20 protein-coding genes are annotated in these 18,384 nt (G+C 62.7%); 11 read left to right on the forward strand and 9 right to left on the reverse strand.

Features of this window, described 5'->3' with window-relative positions:
* Positions 1 to 49 precede the first annotated feature (49 nt).
* Positions 50 to 1,111 (forward strand): alpha/beta hydrolase, encoded by a 1,062-nt coding sequence (locus ACFT1A_RS19405; RefSeq protein WP_378448306.1) that lies wholly within the window; start codon positions 50 to 52, stop codon positions 1,109 to 1,111.
* Positions 1,112 to 1,118: 7 nt separating this feature from the next.
* Here the strand turns inward: ACFT1A_RS19405 and ACFT1A_RS19410 are convergent, their stop codons facing one another.
* A complete protein-coding gene (locus ACFT1A_RS19410; RefSeq protein ID WP_019745900.1) occupies positions 1,119 to 1,445 on the reverse strand; it encodes a helix-turn-helix domain-containing protein in 327 nt (108 codons plus the stop codon).
* Positions 1,446 to 1,501: 56 nt separating this feature from the next.
* Here ACFT1A_RS19410 and ACFT1A_RS19415 point away from each other — a divergent pair, with 56 nt between their 5' ends.
* Entirely contained in the window at positions 1,502 to 2,386 is an 885-nt protein-coding gene (locus ACFT1A_RS19415) for an SDR family oxidoreductase (RefSeq protein ID WP_378448307.1), read from the forward strand.
* Between the two features lie 60 nt (positions 2,387 to 2,446).
* Here the strand turns inward: ACFT1A_RS19415 and ACFT1A_RS19420 are convergent, their stop codons facing one another.
* Entirely contained in the window at positions 2,447 to 2,575 is a 129-nt protein-coding gene (locus ACFT1A_RS19420) for a hypothetical protein (RefSeq protein ID WP_003943237.1), read from the reverse strand.
* 179 nt (positions 2,576 to 2,754) lie between these two features.
* The gene (locus tag ACFT1A_RS19425; RefSeq protein ID WP_378448308.1) at positions 2,755 to 3,327 is read right to left on the reverse strand and encodes a TetR/AcrR family transcriptional regulator; all 573 of its coding nucleotides are present in this window, start codon (positions 3,325 to 3,327) and stop codon (positions 2,755 to 2,757) included.
* Between the two features lie 53 nt (positions 3,328 to 3,380).
* On the opposite strand from ACFT1A_RS19425, the gene ACFT1A_RS19430 reads away from it, so the two are divergent.
* On the forward strand, positions 3,381 to 3,818 hold the full coding sequence (locus tag ACFT1A_RS19430) for a DUF2867 domain-containing protein (protein ID WP_378448309.1): 438 nt from the start codon (positions 3,381 to 3,383) through the stop codon (positions 3,816 to 3,818).
* A 24-nt stretch (positions 3,819 to 3,842) separates the two neighbouring features.
* On the opposite strand, the gene ACFT1A_RS19435 is transcribed toward ACFT1A_RS19430, so the two are convergent.
* Both ACFT1A_RS19435 and ACFT1A_RS19440 read right to left on the reverse strand, forming a co-directional pair.
* Positions 3,843 to 4,508 carry a YoaK family protein gene (locus ACFT1A_RS19435; protein ID WP_378448310.1) on the reverse strand — a complete coding sequence of 222 codons (666 nt, stop codon included), beginning with the start codon at positions 4,506 to 4,508 and terminating at the stop codon, positions 3,843 to 3,845.
* Positions 4,509 to 4,522: 14 nt separating this feature from the next.
* A complete protein-coding gene (locus ACFT1A_RS19440; RefSeq protein WP_003942885.1) occupies positions 4,523 to 6,076 on the reverse strand; it encodes an MBL fold metallo-hydrolase in 1,554 nt (517 codons plus the stop codon).
* 244 nt (positions 6,077 to 6,320) lie between these two features.
* On the opposite strand from ACFT1A_RS19440, the gene ACFT1A_RS19445 reads away from it, so the two are divergent.
* A complete protein-coding gene (locus ACFT1A_RS19445; protein WP_378448311.1) occupies positions 6,321 to 7,298 on the forward strand; it encodes an ABC transporter substrate-binding protein in 978 nt (325 codons plus the stop codon).
* Here the strand turns inward: ACFT1A_RS19445 and ACFT1A_RS19450 are convergent, their stop codons facing one another.
* On the reverse strand, positions 7,299 to 8,177 hold the full coding sequence (locus ACFT1A_RS19450) for an alpha/beta fold hydrolase (RefSeq protein ID WP_378448312.1): 879 nt from the start codon (positions 8,175 to 8,177) through the stop codon (positions 7,299 to 7,301). It lies immediately after the preceding gene.
* Between the two features lie 98 nt (positions 8,178 to 8,275).
* On the opposite strand from ACFT1A_RS19450, the gene ACFT1A_RS19455 reads away from it, so the two are divergent.
* Positions 8,276 to 10,246, forward strand: a complete 1,971-nt coding sequence (locus tag ACFT1A_RS19455) for a BTAD domain-containing putative transcriptional regulator (RefSeq protein WP_378448313.1) — start codon at positions 8,276 to 8,278, stop codon at positions 10,244 to 10,246.
* Here ACFT1A_RS19455 and ACFT1A_RS19460 read toward each other — a convergent pair.
* Positions 10,239 to 11,813 carry a carboxylesterase/lipase family protein gene (locus tag ACFT1A_RS19460; protein WP_378448314.1) on the reverse strand — a complete coding sequence of 525 codons (1,575 nt, stop codon included), beginning with the start codon at positions 11,811 to 11,813 and terminating at the stop codon, positions 10,239 to 10,241. The genes ACFT1A_RS19455 and ACFT1A_RS19460 overlap by 8 nt on opposite strands.
* Before the next feature lie 113 nt (positions 11,814 to 11,926).
* Positions 11,927 to 13,255, reverse strand: a complete 1,329-nt coding sequence (locus tag ACFT1A_RS19465) for a diacylglycerol/lipid kinase family protein (protein ID WP_378448315.1) — start codon at positions 13,253 to 13,255, stop codon at positions 11,927 to 11,929.
* A 154-nt stretch (positions 13,256 to 13,409) separates the two neighbouring features.
* Here ACFT1A_RS19465 and ACFT1A_RS19470 point away from each other — a divergent pair, with 154 nt between their 5' ends.
* From ACFT1A_RS19470 to ACFT1A_RS19485, 4 genes are read left to right on the forward strand one after another with little or no spacing between them, the layout of a single operon-like run.
* Positions 13,410 to 13,844 (forward strand): hypothetical protein, encoded by a 435-nt coding sequence (locus ACFT1A_RS19470; protein WP_378448316.1) that lies wholly within the window; start codon positions 13,410 to 13,412, stop codon positions 13,842 to 13,844.
* Positions 13,841 to 14,104, forward strand: a complete 264-nt coding sequence (locus tag ACFT1A_RS19475; RefSeq protein WP_378448317.1) for a hypothetical protein — start codon at positions 13,841 to 13,843, stop codon at positions 14,102 to 14,104. The genes ACFT1A_RS19470 and ACFT1A_RS19475 overlap by 4 nt, the downstream gene beginning before the upstream one ends.
* Positions 14,092 to 14,736, forward strand: a complete 645-nt coding sequence (locus ACFT1A_RS19480) for a TetR/AcrR family transcriptional regulator (protein ID WP_378448318.1) — start codon at positions 14,092 to 14,094, stop codon at positions 14,734 to 14,736. Before ACFT1A_RS19475 ends, ACFT1A_RS19480 begins: the two co-directional genes overlap by 13 nt.
* A gap of 10 nt (positions 14,737 to 14,746) precedes the next feature.
* Complete coding sequence (locus ACFT1A_RS19485; protein ID WP_378448319.1) at positions 14,747 to 15,385, forward strand: DUF5701 family protein; 639 nt, start codon at positions 14,747 to 14,749, stop codon at positions 15,383 to 15,385.
* Here ACFT1A_RS19485 and ACFT1A_RS19490 read toward each other — a convergent pair.
* Positions 15,382 to 16,815, reverse strand: coding sequence for an amidase (locus ACFT1A_RS19490; protein WP_378448320.1), 1,434 nt, complete (start codon positions 16,813 to 16,815; stop codon positions 15,382 to 15,384). The genes ACFT1A_RS19485 and ACFT1A_RS19490 overlap by 4 nt on opposite strands.
* 116 nt (positions 16,816 to 16,931) lie before the next feature.
* Here ACFT1A_RS19490 and ACFT1A_RS19495 point away from each other — a divergent pair, with 116 nt between their 5' ends.
* Together ACFT1A_RS19495 and ACFT1A_RS19500 are read left to right on the forward strand one after the other, a co-directional pair.
* Complete coding sequence (locus ACFT1A_RS19495) at positions 16,932 to 17,516, forward strand: TetR/AcrR family transcriptional regulator (RefSeq protein ID WP_378448321.1); 585 nt, start codon at positions 16,932 to 16,934, stop codon at positions 17,514 to 17,516.
* Positions 17,513 to 18,367: an alpha/beta fold hydrolase gene (locus tag ACFT1A_RS19500; RefSeq protein ID WP_378448322.1), complete on the forward strand. Its 855-nt coding sequence runs from the start codon at positions 17,513 to 17,515 to the stop codon at positions 18,365 to 18,367. Before ACFT1A_RS19495 ends, ACFT1A_RS19500 begins: the two co-directional genes overlap by 4 nt.
* Positions 18,368 to 18,384 lie beyond the last annotated feature (17 nt).

An 18,384-nucleotide genomic window follows, 5' to 3' on the forward strand; every position in this document is an offset into this window, starting at 1 on the left:
TTCTTTCGTAACGTACAAGCGACGGGTGATCGGCCGACGGAAGGCGAGTATGTCCACGGAGAAGATGTCTGTCCAAGATCGTGTTGCGCGAGTGGTTCTCGATGTCGTTGGCACCTTACCGACCGGCGCGCAGCGCATTCTCGGCGGCAAACCGAAGGAAATCGACGGGCAGACTCTGCACCCCGAGATCCAACTTGCGCTGCGATTGCTGTCCGCAGTCGAAGGCACGAGCTTCGAGCATCTTCCGGTCGAAGAGGGGCGAGCCCAGATCGACGCCGAATCGCGGCTGTTCGGCGGTGCTCCTATCGACATCGAGACGGTTCGTGACATCGAGATCCCGGCCGCGGACCACACCATTCCCGCACGGCTTTATCGACCGGCCGTGGTGCCAACGCCCGCTCCACTTTTGGTGTACTTCCACGGCGGCGGGTTCGTCCTCGGCAGCCTCGCGAGCGGCGACAGTGTGTGCCGTTTCCTGGCCCGTCACGGCGAAGTCAGTGTGTTGTCGGTGGACTACCGGCTTGCGCCGGAGTTCCCGTTCCCTGCCGGGGTCGACGACGCCGTGGCCGCATTCCGGTACTGCGTCGAACATGCCACAGAACTGGGCGCCGATCCGAAATCCATTGCGGTAGGCGGAGACAGTGCCGGTGGGAACCTGGCTGCCATCGTCGCGCAGTCCACAGCCGAGGACGACGTCAAGCCGGCATTCCAACTGCTCTTCTTTCCCTGGGTGGACCTTTCCTCGAAGCGTCCGTCGCACAAGATGTTCGGCACCGACTTCTTTCTCACCGACGCCCAACTGGATTGGTATGCAGCCCATTACCTGTCGGGTGGCGCTTCGGCTCTCGACCCGCGAGTCTCCCCGCTGCTCACTCCGGATCTGGCCGGCCTGCCGCCGGCCTACGTTGCCGTCGCCGGTTTCGACCCACTGCGCGACGAAGGCGAGGAATACGCGAACCGGCTGCGAGAGGCCGGAGTCCCGGTCGCGCTGAGGCGTCACAGTGGATTGATCCATGCCTTCGTCAACACCACCGGTGTCGGCCATACCGGTCAAGATGCGATGTTCGAGGCCTGCGGTGCTCTGCGGGTTGGACTTTCGGGCCCACGTTGAGGGCAGGTCACGAAACGGGGAGTGCCAGATCCGCCCACTCGACCATCGCTTCGAGCACTGAGCGCAGTTCCATCCCCGTCGCGGTGAGTTCGTACTCCACCCGCGGCGGTACCTCGGCGTAGGCGGTCCGGGTCACCAGATCGAACTCCTCGAATCGCTTGAGCCTGGCTGAGAGCGTCCTGGGACTGATGCCCGGCAGAGCGCGTCGTAGTTCGGTGAAGCGCATCGGGCCATGCGTGAGCTCACGAACGATCAGGGTTGCCCACGGTCCGTCCAGGACCAGCAGGAAGCGCGCAACGCCACACTCCGGAAGTACGTGACCTGATTCACTCATCGATTCCCCATTAGTTCACTTGAAGTAACTGGTTCCCGATGTGAACTATAGGCGTCATGACTTACACAGTGCATGGCGCCACCGGCGCTCAGGGTTCTCCCGTTCTCGCAGGGTTGGTCGCGGCTCTCGCAGGATCCGCCGGCGCCGAGGTCCGAGCAATCACCCGTAACCCTGACCAGACGTTCGAGGGCGCGAACACCGTCGTCGCGGACAATACGTCCGTCAACTCTCTCGCCGACGCGTATCGCGCGACAGACGGGGTGTTCTTCCATCTGCCACTCGCCGGTGACACCGAGACGCTCGCGGGTTACGCCCGAAACATTCTGGCAGCAGCGAAAGCGGCACGTCCTTCGCGGTTCGTGATCTCGACCAGCGGCACGGTGATCGGCGACGCTACTTCGCCGCTTACCGGCCCCAACACACCCGTTCTCTCCGAGCTCGTCGACGGGCTTCGCGCCGAAGGAATCGCGGTGACCGTCCTGACCCCGCGACTGTTCCTCGAAAATTTGCTTCTGCCTCCCGTGCTGTCGGGAGTGAAAGACGAAGGCGTCCTGCGGTACCCATTGCGTGCCGATCTCGCGGTCGCATGGGGTTCGCACCTCGATGTCGCTGATGCAGCCGTTGCGGCTTTGACTCTCGACGTAGCACCGGACGCAGTCGACATCGGACAGATTCCGGCGATCACCGGCATCGAATTGGCCGAGGCTTTCGCCGAACACTTCTCGCGCGCGGTAACTTTCGAAGCCGTGACACCCGAGAAGTTCGGTGCGTCGATCACGCCGATCATCGGAGCGGGAGCGGCGACCGGGGTTGCTCAGCTCTACGCAGGACTCGCATCTGCCGACAATGTCGCCTTCGACTCGGCGACGGGTTCTGCCGCTGTCCTGGGCATCAATGCACGCAACACCCAGGCCTGGCTGACAGATCTCGGAGTGAACTGACCGGACAGCGCAAACGGCCGGCTCCGCGAAGGATCGCGTGGAGCCGGCCGTTTTCCGGGGTTACCGGTGCGTGCGGGTCTTCAACTGGCGGTTCAGCTGCCGACTCCCGAAGTCCAGACCGGCACCGTCACTGGTGGCCAGCACGGTGAGTCCAGCGGCGACCAGCAACGAAATAAGCACAACGCTCATGGTGAGTCACCTTTCTTCCTGTCGTGAAACGGTTTTGCGCCTCCGGGAAATGCCGACATATCCGGCACCCCACTTCAGCTGACCTCAAAGTATCTGTAACTATGGGTTACGCGCAATGTGTGGTCCCTCACCTGAAAGCGCAGGGTGATGCGCAGATCACGCCGCGTTCGACGGAGGACTTACCTGGCTAGAACCATGTTCACGAACTCGTCGACGAGCGCGTGACGGTCCGCACCGCTGCGAGGAACCGCATCGGGCGCACTGTGCACCAGCTGCATCTGCCCCAGGTACATCGAATATGCAAGTACGCCACGATGTTCCGCCTTCTGTCTGCCCATACCCAGATCGACCAACAACGTCACGATGTACGCAACGCGACGCTCGGAGACACGTCGAACCGCCGCCGAAACCAACGGATGGTCGATCCCGGCAAGCAGTTCCAACTCCGCACGGCGATCGGCCAATCCGGTCGTGACCGAATCCACCAGTCGACGCAATCTCGCCTCCGCCGGTTCACCAGAGGACTCGACGGAGGAGATCAGTCTCTCGGTAGCCACAACTTCCCACCGATCGAGCGCAGCCTGCAGCAACTCGTCGCGGTTGGCGAAGTGCCAATAGAAGGAACCCTTGGTCGATCCGAGCGTGCGCGCCACCTTTTCCACTGCCACTGCATCAGGCCCATGGCTGGCCAGAGCCTGGAAAGCTGCATCGATCCACTGGTCGCGAGAGAGTCGGGCGCGGGCATTCGTCACCTCCGTACGGTACCGTATGGGTAGGTTCCATACGGCACCGTACGGAGGACGAAATGACACTCGCTTTCAAGGCCATGCCTGCGCCGGACTGGGCAGAGGCCACCACGATCACCATCCCGCCTGTTCCGACCCACACATCTGAGGAATGGGCGCAGGCCGTCTTCGACGTCAAAAATGTCCCCGCTCCAGTTCTCGCGATGTTCTGGCTGAGGGAGCGGGTAGTCGGATTGCTCGGTATCGCCCAGGGACGCCCCGACACCTTTGCCGTCGACAAAGTCGCCGACGGCGAGGCCCTCATCGAAGCGGACGAGAAACACCTACGATTTGTCGCCTCGGTTCAGGCCGACCACGATGCCGGCCTCCTGCACGTCGTCACTGCCGTGGAGCTGAAGAACCGCGCGGGCCGAATCTACTTCGCGCCTGTCCAGTTACTGCACGGAGTGATCACGCGGGCAATGATGACGTCGGCGCGAAAGAGACTGTGCGCGTGATCAACCGTGGAACTCGCAGCCCTTCTACACCTGTGCCGGCGCCGGGGGCGAGACCCGCCAGGCAACGGCGACCAGAACAACCGTGAATGCCGACGCAGGCCACAGAGCGTGAAGGCCGATCCACCGATGAACCAACGCACCGATTACCGCGCCGGCGATCAAACCCGCGCACATCCCGAAGTGTTGCAGCCACGCCCACTTCGGGCCGCCCAGAAAGGCTCCGGTCAGACGCTGGCCCATCTTGACCAGCGCACCGGTCATGTACGTGACGCCGATCGTCACCTCGCCGTCGCGCTGGAACACCGAGTTGACGGCTCCCATCGCCAAAGCCATCGCCGAGATCGCGCCGGGGGTGACGTCGAGGCTGCTCATCACCGAACCGATGGCCAGCAGTCCAGCCACAACCGCGAGCACCGTGACCTTGCGGGTCCGGACGGAGTACCGCTCCGTGAAGTGGGTGACGACGGTTCCCAACGCGATTCCCAGGAGGAAGAGCACGATGATCCCGCCGGCCACCCGCGCGGCCGCCCACACTCCGTCGGCAAATGCGACGCTCGCCTGCGTCATGTTGCCGCTCATGAACGAAACGAAAGGCCCACCGAGCGTGATGAATCCGAGCGCGTCGACGTAACCGGCCAACCCGGCGAGCGCTGTCGCCAGGCCGATCAGCGACCTGCTGTATCCCGTCACCCGACGAGCTCGGTTCAGCTCAGCTTGCTGGTGCGCAGCTCGTGACCCTTGGACGTCTTGCAGCGGCCGGTCTCGAGATCCCACTGCCAGCCGTGCAGATCGCAGGTGAGGTTGGTGCCGTCGACGACACCGAACTTCGACAGGTCCGCCTTGAGGTGGGGGCAACGACGCTGAATCTCGTACCCGCCCAGCTCGATAGACGCACTGTCGTCGTGGGCCTCGGCGAACCAGCCGTCGGCGTAGGCGATGCGTTCGTCGGTGAGGCACTTGAAGAACGTGTAGAGGAACTCGTTGTAGCCGCCGATGCGCCACGCGGTGAAGCGCGTCGACAGGAAGATGGTGTTGACCCAGTCGGGCTCGTCGTCACGCAGAACAGTGCGAACCAGTTCGGGAGCGATGCGGAAGCCGTAGCGGTACTTACCTTCTCCGTCGATGGGTTCACGAACGATCCGCTTCGGGAAGTCGAGGACAACGGTCTCCTCCCCCATCACGAGTCCGACGGGGTAGCCGATTCCGTCGCAGATGAGGTCGGACTGAGCCATGATCGGCTCGAACTTGGCCTTGAGACCGTCGAGCAGCGGCTCGCCTTCGGCCGGGGCCCACGTGGCCTTCTGCGCGGCGATGACCGGGGCCATCTTCTGCGCCATCTTCTCGATGTACTCGGCCTTGTTGGAGAAGATCTTGTCGACGTCTGCGTCCGGGATGGGGTGCGTCAGCGCGACCTTTTCGCTTCCGCGAAGTTCGACGGCCGAGCCGGGGATCATCAGCAGACCACGATCGTTGCCGTTGATGCGCATCTGCTCGAGGAACGTGATCTGGTCGGGGAAGATGTTTCCCTCGTCGCCGTGATCGTCGTTGAGGTAGCGCAGGTCGTCGTCGAGGAACACCGGCGGGCCCGCCGACGGGACAACCCAGGCAGCGTCGACCTGAGAGATGTAGTTACGGCAGCGGTCCATTCCACGCTGACGCTTCTGCTTGCCGAAGTTGCGCTTGGTGCCCTTCGGGATGTCGTAGACCATCGGGTACCAGATCGCGCCCGAGTACTGCAGCAGATGGATGTCGACCTTCCCGAAGGCGTCGGTCAGCGGGTCCAGGTCGACCGGCCTGGCGTCGTTCATGTTGAAACAGGTGGTCTCCCCGTCCGAGACGACGAGGCCCGAGTCACCGATAGGACCGTCCGCGGGAGCACGCAGAGCGATGATCATGATGTCGAGGTCGCCCTTGGGGCCGCTGACGGTGTGCTTGACGGAATCCTCGGTCTCGAAGAACTTGTGGAAGCCGAGCTTCTCGAGCTCACGCTTGAGGTCCGGCACCGGGTAATCGGGGAGCAGGACTGTGGCGTCCTTGTTGACGTGCGCGATCAGATTCTTCGGATCGAAGTGGTCCTTGTGCAGGTGCGAGACGTAGAGGTAATCGCAGTTGCCGAGCGCGTCCCAGTCCAACTCTGTGTTGTCGGGGAACGGCACCCAGGACGCAAAATACGTCGGGGTCACCCATGGATCACACAGGATGGATCCGGCCTCGGTCTGGATGTGAAATCCTGCGTGGCCGACGCTGGTGATCTGCATTGCAACCTCCGAAATCGTACTGCTGGTCAACTCAGCATAGTCGGCGCGATCAGGGCCAAATCGCGATCGAGGAGGCGGCCGGTTGTGACGTCATGCACGTCAGAGGTCGAAAGTGGGTTGTGAATCAGACAGTCAGGTGACGCCGACAACACTCTCCACGCTGGCGTGTTCGCCGTATTTCTTGGCGCTCGCGGGAGCTGTTTCAGCATTCCCGAAGCCAGCCCCTAAGGCTAACCTAACAAGCATGACTCGACTCCTTTCTCCCTCCACGACCGATCGCGATTACTGGGCGATCGTGGACAACCTGACGCGACGCGGTTTCTTCGGCGTCGGCGCGGGCGTCGCTGCGACCGCGTTTCTCGCCGCCTGCGCCAGCACGGAAAGTTCGACGCCCGAGAACGCGGAGACCTTCGAGTTCACTCGCGGCGACGAGAAGCTGATCATTCCGACGGACCCACAGAACGTCGTCGCCCTCGACCCTCGGGACGGCCTCGAATTGTCGATCCTCGCCGGATACCCGGTGACCGCCTACCCGACCGGCGCAGCCGAACACCTACGCCGTGAGGTCCCGGATGCCACGGGTGTCGAGATCTTCGCCGAAGGTGCTTCCGATCCCAACTTCGAATACATCTCGACCCTCGGCGCCGACCTTCTCGTCCTCAGCGCAGGCTGGTGGGACACCGGGTCGTACGGCAACGACCGGATGCAGCAGATCGCACCGGTCCTCCCCGTCGGCAAGGACTTCACCCCGGAGTGGCGGAAGGTCATGTCGGACTTCCTCACCGGCATCGGGCGCAGCGATCGCGCCGAAGAAGTACTCGCCGAGTACGACGCCCACGTAGCTCAGGTCCGCCCGACCGTCGAACCGCTCATGGCCGGCAAGAAGGTTGCCTTCGTAGCCGCCGCGGAGGATCAGATCGCGTGGTTCCAGAACGATTTCCGCACCGCCGTCGCCGAGGACCTCGGGTTCGAGGTGCTGCGTGAAGGCCCCGACCTTCGCGTCATGCTCGGGTCGGAGCAGTTCAATCGTTTGGAGGAGGCCGACGTCATCTTCGCCTTGGATCGCAGCGCCTCCGGCAGCGTGTACACCTCGCCGACGTGGCAGCGCCTGCCCGCCGCACAGGCCGGTCGCGTGATTCCGTTCGACTACTACAAGGCCGCGGGATACGCCTTGACCGCCAAGGTCCTGGTCGACGACTTGGCTGCCGGGGTCAAGCGCTGACTACCTCTTCAGCAGGGCACCGATCGCGTCGACCACTTCGGCAGGCGCCTCCTCTGCCATGAAGTGACCAGCGGACAGCGTGCGGTGCTCGAGATCGGGCGCCCACGCTTTCCACAGGGCCTCGGCGTCGTAACCGAGCATCGAACCCCAGTCCTGCTGGATGACCGTGACCGACATGTGCAGTTGGTTGCCCGCATCGCGATCGGCCTGATCGTGTTCGATATCGATGCCTGCCGACGCGCGGTAATCGGCAACGATCGACGGCACCGCCTCCCGTGAGGCGCGCAGGTATTCCGCCCGCACGTCAGCCGGAATCGCCTCGCGGTTTTGCGTCCATGCGTCGAGAAAGTACTCGAAGAACGCGTCGGCGCTGGCGCTGATCATCTGCTCGGGGAGACCGGGTGGCTGAGCCATGAGATACAGATGAAATGCAACAGCGGCATTCGATCCGTGCAGGATGTCCCACATATCCAGGGTGGGGAGCACGTCCAACGAGCCGAGATGCGTGATGACATCTGGATGATCCAACCCCGCTCTGATGGCAACCAGTGCGCCACGATCATGGCCGACGAGGGCGAACTTCTCGTGTCCCAGTTTCTTCGCCACCTCGACGATGTCGGTAGCCATTGTTCTTTTGGAGTAGGTGTTGGCGCTTTCCTCCACCGGTTTGTCGCTGGCTCCGTATCCGCGCAAATCCGGGCAGATGACGGTGTGATCCGACGCCAATGCGGTGGCGACGTGACGCCACATGAGGTGAGTCTGGGGGAAGCCGTGAAGAAGCACGAGTGGTGTCCCGCTTCCACCGACCGCGACGTTGAGCCGCACCCCGTCTGTTGTAGAAATCTGGCGGTACTCGAAGCCTGGAATGGTGATCGTCATCGGTCGCTCTCGTTTGTAGGGGTGATGGCAAGTCGGGGTGATGGCAATCAGCCTCGCCGGAGTCGATGAGCGTTCGATGAGCGCGATAGCGTGGGCAAATGCGAGACCACACCTTTGAAGGCCCGGCTTTCGGAGTTCTCGGACCCGTGGTCGCGTGGAACCAGTCTTCACACCAGATTGATCTGAAGGGCCCACGACACCGAGCCGTCCTCGCTCGTCTGATCGTCGCCCGCGGACGTGTCGTTCCGGTGGACGTGATCGTCGACGACCTCTGGGTCGATCCTCCGGCCGGGGCGACCAGCGCAATACGTACGTTCGTTTCCGCGCTGAGACGCGCGCTCGAACCGGATCGTGCGCCGCGGACGAAGCCGAAAGTCATTGTCACCGAGGGGCCTGGCTACGCCTTCCATGCTGCACCCAACGCGGTCGACGCTTGGGAATTCGAAAGGCTGGTGCGTGAGGCCGCCGATTCGACGCGGGCGCACTCACTCGAACTGCTCCGAACTGCGCTCCAACTGTGGAGAGGGCCGGCCTATGCGGAATTCATCGAAGAGTCTTGGGCACGATCGGAGCGATCACGCTTGGAGGAACTGCGTCTGACGGCCGTCGAACACTTGGCGTCCAGCCAACTGGATCTCGGGCAAGCCGCCGAAACGATTCCCGATCTGGATGCCCACGTGACGGAACACCCTTGGCGAGAAGAGGGTTGGCGATTACTCGCCCTCGCACTGTACCGCTCCGACCGTCAGGGCGATGCTCTGGCAGTCCTTCGTCGCGCACGAAAGCTACTCGCCGAAGAGTTGGGCATCGACCCTGGTCCACGACTGAACGACCTCGAGTCCGACATTCTCCGCCGGGAGACGCACCTGGATCCTGTAGGGGCAGAACAGATCTTCACTCAGGTTTCGGCAGCGTACGACAGGACCGTAGCGGCCGGATCGAAATCGAGATTGGAGTCAACCGTCGGCCTCCTCCGAAGTTTGGCAGTTGCCGGCGGAAGCGGACTCGAGACTGCCCGAAACCAGCGACTGACAGTCATCGGCGCCGCTGAACAATTGGACGATGTCGAACTCACCGCACGGATCATCGGCAACTACGACGTGCCCGGAATCTGGACACGATCCGACGATCCTCGGCAGGCTGCGCGGATCGTCGAGGCCGCACAGCGCACCCTCGATCGCCTTCCGGACGGCAACGAACCCGCTCGGGCCAGACTGTTGGCGACGATCGCACTCGAATCGCGCGGGGTGTCCGATCATCGCGGGCTCGAATGTGCCCGTGCTGCAGTACAGATCGGTCGTGCTCTCGACGATCCAGGACTCTTGGCGTTCGCCCTGAACGGGTTGTTCATGCAGACGTTCTGGACTACCGGTCTGGCCTCCGAGCGCGACAGCATCGGCCGTGAACTGGTAGACCTCTCCGTTCGACACGGCCTGGCCACCTTCGAGATCCTCGGCCATCTGATCCGCATGCAAGCCCTCGGCGCACTGGGGCAATTCGATGCAGCAGCGTTACATGCCGAGACAGTTGATCGACTGGCTGGACGTCACGAACGGCCGTTGGCAGCGGTATTCACCACCTGGTTCCGCGCAATGCGAACGGCCGCTACCGGAGCGGAAGCGGATCACTGCGAGAAGCTGTACGGATCTGCGGCGGTGAACCTTTCCGATTCCGGCATGCCCGGACTCGAGGACGGCATTCTCCCTCTCGCAATTCTGTCACTCCGAGTGTGGCGCGGTTTGCCGGCAAGATTCGACGCCGCCACACAGTGGGGCCCGTACGAACCCTGGGCCCGGCCACACGTCCTTCTCGCAAACGGAAAGGTGAACGAGGCCGCCCAGGCAGTCGAGGCGTTGCCGGACCCACCCAAAGACCTACTCTCCGAGGCACTGTGGTGCCTGGCTGCTGCTGCGGCGACCGCAGTCGGCGACAGCCGAGTCAAGAAGCGAGCCCGAGCGGCACTCCTGCCTGCCGCATCCGAAATTGCGGGCACTGGAAGCGGAATGCTCACTGCGGGACCCGTCTCACACTATCTGGCGAACCTAGGGCAGACCGAAACCATCAGGTGAATGCGATCACCGTGTCACCCCACGCCTCCCGGATCTCGCGGTCGAGGTCAGCGACGACGGCATCGTGCTTGTCGATCAACAACGTCGCACGTCGGTCAGTGTCGTACGCTGGCCACCCTGGATCTGTACCCAGTTCACGATCAGTCCCGGTGTCGTAATCATCTGCAGCTCTGGCGAAGTCCAACCACCTCGCCTGGATTCGCTCCGACACATGACGCGCCGCGCTCAGCCCACCCAACTTGTAGGTGATGTCCCGCGCTCCGTGATTGATGTTGCCGAAGACGTAGGCAAGTTCGGTGCCGTGGGTCGCACCGATCTTCAGCGCCTTGAGCATCGGCGGCGCGTAATCGAAGCGATATAACCACGTCGGTGCAATCTTGCTGTGCGCCTCGGCAATCCACAGTGTCGGCAGACGGAATCCGAAGTCACGGGTCAGACCGAGGCCGGCACCCAGCTTCGACAGCCCCGAGTACGCCCCTTCGATCTGGGAATGATCGGGTAGCTCGAGCTCTGGGTGCTCGTCGGCGATCTCGGCGAACATCGACGTGATCACGACGGGATCGATCGGCATCAACGGCGACTTCATCATCCGGAAGAGCGAAGACTCGTCCCTGTTGGTCCCGATGATGAGCGGAATCGGGTGCGCGTTGCCGTGACGAAACGCTCGCACCGGGTAGTCGGGGAGCAGATCACCGTCGACAATAGGCGCGAACGCAAGGGTTCCCGGCGTCTCCTGCGGGACGCGAGCAAACAACTCGTCCGAAGGCCCGACCAAGTCTTCGGCGGACGTGGACCGCAACAGGCCCAGATCGCCGCCGCCGCTGAAGATCTCGAGAAACATCTTCGCGACGATCTCGCCACGCTCACTCCCGTACACCGAAGTAGCGGGCGAACTTTCGGCGATGGCGCGATGAAACAGGCCCCGCGCGGACGGCACCGTCATCAGCGTCGTCACGGCGCCGCCGCCTGCCGACTCACCGAACAGCGTCACTCGATTCGGATCGCCACCGAAAGCCGCGATGTTGTCCTGAACCCACTGCAGTGCTGCAATCATGTCGCGGAGCGCGACATTGGGTTCGAAGGTATGTTCACTCGAGTTGAAGGACGAGAAATCGACGAAGCCGAACACACCGATCCGGTAGTTGATCGAGACTACGACTACGTCACCGTTTTCTACCAATGTGGTTGCGTCGAAAAGTGGTTGGCTGGATGCTCCGCGGAAGTACGCGCCGCCGTGAATCCAGACCATGACCGGTTTACCCGGAGCCTCAGAACCGACGGGACCCGGCGCCCACACGTTGAGGAACAGGCAGTCTTCGTCCATCGGAACATTCTCGCCGAGCGGGATCATCGCGAGTCGACTTTGCGGCTCACACGGTCCGAATTCAGTTGCATCCTGGATCTCGGTCCACGGCTGCGGCGGAACCGGTGCACGAAATCGCAGTGGACCTACCGGAGGCGCCGCGTAGCGGATACCCTTCCAACTCGATACCGTGCCTTTCGTCGATCCTCGAACCGGCCCATACGTTGTCTCGACTACCGGCGCTTCGCTGGGTGTGATCGTCATTCGATTGCTCCTCGAGGATCCGTACCGGCACTCAATGCTGCCAGCATCCGGTACAAAACGGACATGTTTGCCGGATTCACTCTGCTGGCAGTCACGCAAGGCCATCGGCCAGGTCATGCACCGGATTTCGTGAACTTCGCCAACTCTCGCAATCGGACCAGATCCCAGGCGTGCCTGGGTCGACGGACGCCCGGACGATCTCGGGGGACTCTGACCCGTAGTGCCTGTGGGCTGACTGTGCACTTGACGGGAGTTGGCATCACGAGAGCCTCGCCGTCGACGCCGACCGGAATCTCGTCGGTGTCGGCATCGATGATCACCTCGAATCCGGTGCCCTGAGCCAGCCCGTGTTGATGCGCCCGATGGAGCAACCCGACGGCCTGACGGGCGCTGCCGACGGAGATCGCGACGATCCCGAGAGTCCCCCGATCCAAACGCGGGCGATGGCCGAGCCCCGCCAAGTCGTTCATCTCGTACGGTCCATTGCTGATCAACACCGCCTGGGGCCCGACCGCGGACACGCTCGGGGAGCGGGCGGTCAGCACCGCTCCGGCACGCCCGGCGAGCAGATCCGGGAGCATCTGCAGGAAGGTGCTGGTCTTGGCGTCGCGGTACTCCGGACTCTGGACAACCTCGGCGTATGCCCCGAACGATGCGTTGTTGACGAAGGTTCTACCGCCGACCTTTCCCAGATCGACCGTGACCTCGACGCCGTCGACAAGTGCGTCGAGGCACCGTGACGGATCCTCGAGGTCGAGACCCAGGTCCGCGGCGAAGTGGTTGCGCGTCCCGGCGCTGACAACGAGGAAGGGCAGGTCGTATTCGGCCGCGACAGCGGCAACCAGTGCCTGAGTTCCGTCACCACCGGCAACGCCGAGCAGATCGGCGCCGTCCGCGACCGCCTCCCTGGCCAATGCCGTCACGTCGATCTTCTCCGGCCCCTCGAGCAGGGCAACCGAGGCACCCAGTTCCTCGGCCTTGCGTTTCAAATCGAACTTCTCGACCTTGCCACCGCCGGAGTTCGGGTTCATCACCAGAAACGGTTTGGTGGGCGGCGGTGCCGGTCGCTCGACCACCGGCAATTCCTTCTCCTCCCCCTCCAAGGCGGCGCGCGCGCAGATACCGGCTACGACGAACAACCCGATCGCGAGCAGCACCACCCACAGGAGGCGTTCTCGGACCAGGAAGGTGAGCACGACGATCGGCGTCAGTACCGCCACCGCCAGCGAGATCCAGCGGAGAAACCCGCGGGTCGTCAGAAACCAGTACACCGCTACGACGCACACAATCACCCCGCCGATCCCCAGGAGCAGCATCGTCAGGGTTTTCAAGCCGGCGAAGACCAGAAGCACCGCAACCGCCAGGACCAACGCCGCAAATGCCGCGCGCGCCAACCAACGCTGTTTTGACGATGGCCGATCCGTGCGGACAGGGGTCGTCATCGAGCCACCTCCCGCAGTTCGCCTCGTCGGTTATTCAACTGTTGATGCTGCCGTGTCTGCTCCCTCAGGACTAGCCAATTACCTGCCCTCGGAAACCCACTTTTCATGCGCTGATACGTTATGACGACACCTCGTCATAAAAAGGAGCAGGCCCGTGACAGCACCGACAACCGCAACGTGGGGATCTCCGGAAGCTCCCCTGACCGGGACTCGGAAAGCCGGTCTCCACGGCCTGCGGTGGACGGCCTGGTTGGCCGGCGCGACAGGTCTTGCGCAATTGGTGACGGTCGGACTGACCTTCACCGACACTGTCCGCGGAATCGTTCCGGCAACGTACCCGCCTGCAGATGTGGCCTGCGGCGTCGTCGCGCTCGTTCTTCTGATCACCCTGCTTGTCGGCCGACCCAACGGTCCCGCGATGTTGTCAGGTCTCGCCCTCCTCATGGCCATGCTGATGGCGCCGACACTCCACAAACATGCACCCGAGTCGCTCTGGCTGGCGGCGGCACACGCCGTCTCGGTCGTAGCCGTCATCACGCTGTCAGTGATGACTTCGCGGTTCTCCAGTGCCGAGTTGGATCGGTCGTGACACCGGATTCACCCCTCTCGCTTGCGGCCGAAGAATGGATCACTGATCTGACTGCGGCGGAGATGGAGCGATTGCGCAAACGCACGACGCTCACTCCCGCCGAAGAGCAGGAGGTCAGCCGATCCGTACGCTCGATCGCGCAGCAGATGATGCTCGTACCAGTCTCGATGTGGCAAGGTGATCCACGCCTTGTTGCGGATCTGTTCGACCTCCCCGTGACTGTGAATCAGACCCAGGAGGATCGACCATGCCGAAGCTGACCGGTGGCGCGACAACCGCAGAACACAAGGTCGCCACCCGAGAAGCCATGCTGGACGCGTTCATTCGCGAACTTCACGAGCAGGGCTGGCAGAACGTGAAGCTGCAGACTGTTGCCCAGGCGGCCGGCGTCTCGCGGACAGCGGTGTACAACTACTTCCCCGACAAATCTGCGTTACTACTCGCCTGGTCCACCCGCGAGATAGATAGATTCCTACTCCTGGCCGAGCGTGAACTCGCGGATCGCGAGAATCCTGTCGACCGAATCGAAATCCTCGTCAAACTAACGCTCGTCGAGTTCTCGCTGCAACGATTCACGGGAATCGCGTTGGTCGAATTGTTGTCCGCGCAGGATCGCGAACGCTTTCTCGAACGTATTGTCCCGCTGTCACTTCTGGTCGAACAACTCGTCCGGGAAGGTATCGACGCCGGTGTTTTTGTCGATTCCGATGCTGCCGCGTCCGCGCAACTCATTCTCGCTTGCGTGGAAAGCCGGCGCCCGATGCTCATGGCCGGCGACCGAGTGGATGCCGTCGTAGCGACCACCGTTCCGTTCATCATGCGCGCTTTGGGCGTTGCGTGGCCGACTTCCCTCGCCGCCGAACCCGCCGATCGGCCTGCCCACGATCGGTAGGATCGCAAGTATGCACTTCGACCTCCCGCCCATCGATCAGCAGGCCGAGCGATTGATCGAACTCGGCATACACGAGATGGCCGGACTTTCCGCCAACGACGTCAGGGCGGCTGCCGCAGCCGGACAAGGTGATGCGGGACTGCTGACCGTGCACGAAAAACTGGCTCCAGCTTCAGTTCTGACCCCGCTGCTCGCGCTCGAGAACAAGCGCGGATTCGTTGTCGTCGACATGGGGGATGTTGATCTGTTCGCACCCACCGAGCAGGCAACACTGCCCGAAAGCGCATTGCATCTGCTCGGTGGAGTCGACCGCGGGGACCACCTGGCCAATTGGAGCCCGGACGAGGCGCTGCCCGCAATCATTGATGCAGAACGTACACCGCTGACGCTTACCGAAGGCATCCACTGGTTGTTGCAGCGTCCCGACATCCTCGAACGCGGAAAGTGCTTCATGACCATCGGTTCCCGATTGCGTAAGCCTGACGGATCTTTCGACACCAGAACTCCCGCCGTGTGGATCAGCAACGGAACCGGTCGGGACGGCAAAGACAACCGCAACGCTCCCAAAGTCGGGTGGTGTTGGTGGGGTAACCGCCACACGTGGTTGGGCTTTGCATCGGCGAGCGACCGGGCACCGCTCCCGAATTAGAGCACGGTTGCGCGGTCGAATCGGTACCGATCCTTCCACGGCATCGCGGCCTCGAGCATTGCAGCGGCAGAGAGCAATTCCGCGTCACAACCCCATTTCGCGGAGATCATCACGCCGAGCGGAACACCGTCTTCCGTCCAACCGAGCGGCAAGCTGATCGACGGGAATCCAGTTGCGTTGGCAACGATGGTGTTTCCGGTGAAGGCGACCATGTCGATCAGTTCGGTCGCGGGGTCTTCGTCGTTGCGCAACTCCCCGATCGCAAGCGGCGGCTTCGTCACTGTCGGAGTGACAACAAGGTCGGCGTCGGCGTAGTCGAGACTCCATCGCCGCGCCCAGGCCTGAACAATTCCGATTGCCGCGGCCAGCTCACCCGAAGGCACCTCGTTTGCTTGAACTCGCAAGTGCTGCACTATCGGACGCAGAAGGTGTTCGTACTCCTCCGGGATCGGCTTGGTGCCGGCCAAGGACGAGAACATTTTGATGAAAGCATCAACGAAGACGTCATCGCGGGCTTGCGGTCGCTCGAACACGTTGTGTCCCAGCCCCTCCAGTACAGAACCAACCTTCGATACAGCATCCGAGAGCTGCGGATCCACGACTCCGCCGGAGACCGATCCGTGAGCAAGAGCGACGGTCAAGGGGCGAGCTTGCACTCCCCCAGCCTGTACGACAAACTCTTCGAACGACTTCGGCCGAGGCGGGTGGATAGTTCCGGCGCCAGGTCGCGTTGCCAGAACGTCCAGCAGCGCAGCGGTATCGTGAACTGTCCGGGCGATCGGGCCCTTGCTCGCAAATCCGAAGTTGTCGTGCCCTGCCACGCCCATCGTGATCAAACCACGACTCGGCTTGAGGCCCACCACACCGCACGCACTTGCCGGAGAACGCAACGACCCTGCCGTGTCACTTCCCTGGGCAAACGGCACCAGACCAGCGCCGACGGCGGCCGCCGCGCCACCACTGCTGCCGGCCGCACTTCGTGTGCGATCGAACGGACTGCGAGCGGGCGGAGCAACTTCCGGCTCGGTATAACACGCCGCCCCGAACTCGGGCACCGTCGTCTTACCGATGTCGATCAGACCACCTTCGCGGATCGCCTCGACGATCTCGTCGTCGGCATCGGGCACGAAGTCCCGAAAGAGCGCCGATCCGAAGGTCGTGCGGATGCCGCGAGTAGCGTCGAGATCCTTGATTGCCGTCGGAACTCCGAACAGGCGCGGAAGCGGCCCGGCGTCCCGCTCGTCCAATCTGCGCTGGGCGTGTTCGGCGAGTGCAACTGCGTGCTCTCCGGCAATCGTCGTGAAAGCACCGACGTCGTCGGAAGTAGTCGCACGGTCGACGAAGTGCCTGGTTACCTCGGGAATGGAGACCTGTTTGGCGGCGATCACACCGGCAAGTTCGACAGCGGACAGTTGATGGAGATCGGTCATCGGGCAGCACTCCTTGTAGGTCAAGAGACACTTGTAATTTCGATACGCGTATCGCTATTGTTGTCAGCATGGTATCCGAATCCGCCGGCTCCGCAAGGGCAGGCCGACCAAAAGCATTGAGTCACAGACAGATTCTTGATGCCGCGGCAGAGATCGCCGATACGGACGGCCTGGATGCAGTGTCATTTCGAGTACTCGCCGAGCGACTCGGTATATCGCCGATGTCCGTCCACCGCACAACCGGCGGCATCGACGCCTTGAGGCGAGACCTGATCTCCACTCTCGTAGGCGAAGCCGTCTCGTCGATCGATTGGCCGACCGACTGGCGCGAGGTTGCCCGCACGTTCGCCTACGGACTCCACGATCTCCTGATGCGGCATCCCCTGGTCCTGGAAGCCCATCGACAGGCATCACTGGAAGCACCCGGCGCCGACGATACTGCCCACCGAGTCGTAAGTGCCCTTTCCCTGGCCGGCCTCGACGACGAACAGGCCACGTACGCGTACGGCGCCCTGCATGATTTTGTAACCGGACACGTCGCAATTCAATTGGGACGCGGAGCTTTCGACAGTGCGCCCGCTGATCGACGCGATGCGTCGGTCTTCGCACTTCATCACGATCCCGCCCGAAGATTCGAATTCGGAGTCACTCTCATCCTGGATGGTGTGGCGTCGATCGCGCAGCGAGGAAGCACTACATGACAAGCAGCGTGACGACAACCGAAATTCGTGACGCCTCGGGGCGCCGTATCGCGTTCTGCGAGTACGGCGATCCGACTGGCCGTCCGGTAGTCGTGGTCCACGGATCACCCGGCAGCCGATACGAGGGTCTCTCACTCGACAACGCGGCTGCGGCGGCAGGCATACGGCTGATAGTTCCCGATCGCCCCGGCTTCGGACGCACAGATCCGTCCCTGGACAAGGGATTTCATTCCTGGGACGACGACTTCGTCACCCTGATCGATCACCTCGAGTTGGACTCGGCCACACTCATGGGCTTCTCCGGGGGCGGTGGTTACGCGCTCGCGGTCGCTGCAGCCGTTCCCGAACGAGTCTCGAAACTGGTGTTGGCGTGCGCCATGATTCCCGGGGCGCCGCGAGATACATTGCGACGCAGGATAAAACTGGTATCTGCGTTGTACTTTGCCGCCAACTGGGCTCCCCGTGTGGCCGGCGCAATGCTCGCGGGAACCGGAGTGTTCTCCAAGCTACGCAGCGACTCCGTCTCGATCTGGCCGGCCGCCGATCAGGCCGTCATGACCGACGAGTCGCATCGCCCCGCCCTCCAATTGGATTCATCCGAAGGGATCACGCAGGGCGGATCCGCAGGGGTTGTCGACTTGGCTCGGTATCGCCACGAGGTGCCAGGCCTTTTCCAATCCATCTCGGTGCCAACGGTTTTTCTGCATGGAACCGAGGATGGCAACGTACCTATCGAAGTCGCCCGCTGGGCACACTCGTTGATCCCCCACTCTCGCTTCGAAGAGATCAGCGGGGGCGGTCATCTGTTCGTAGTCGCGGACCCCACTCCACTCATTCGCGCCCTCACCTAATTCCCTCTTGACTCGAA

It is taken from the genome of Rhodococcus sp. NPDC057135 (assembly GCF_042670865.1).
Classification (GTDB): domain Bacteria; phylum Actinomycetota; class Actinomycetes; order Mycobacteriales; family Mycobacteriaceae; genus Rhodococcus_F.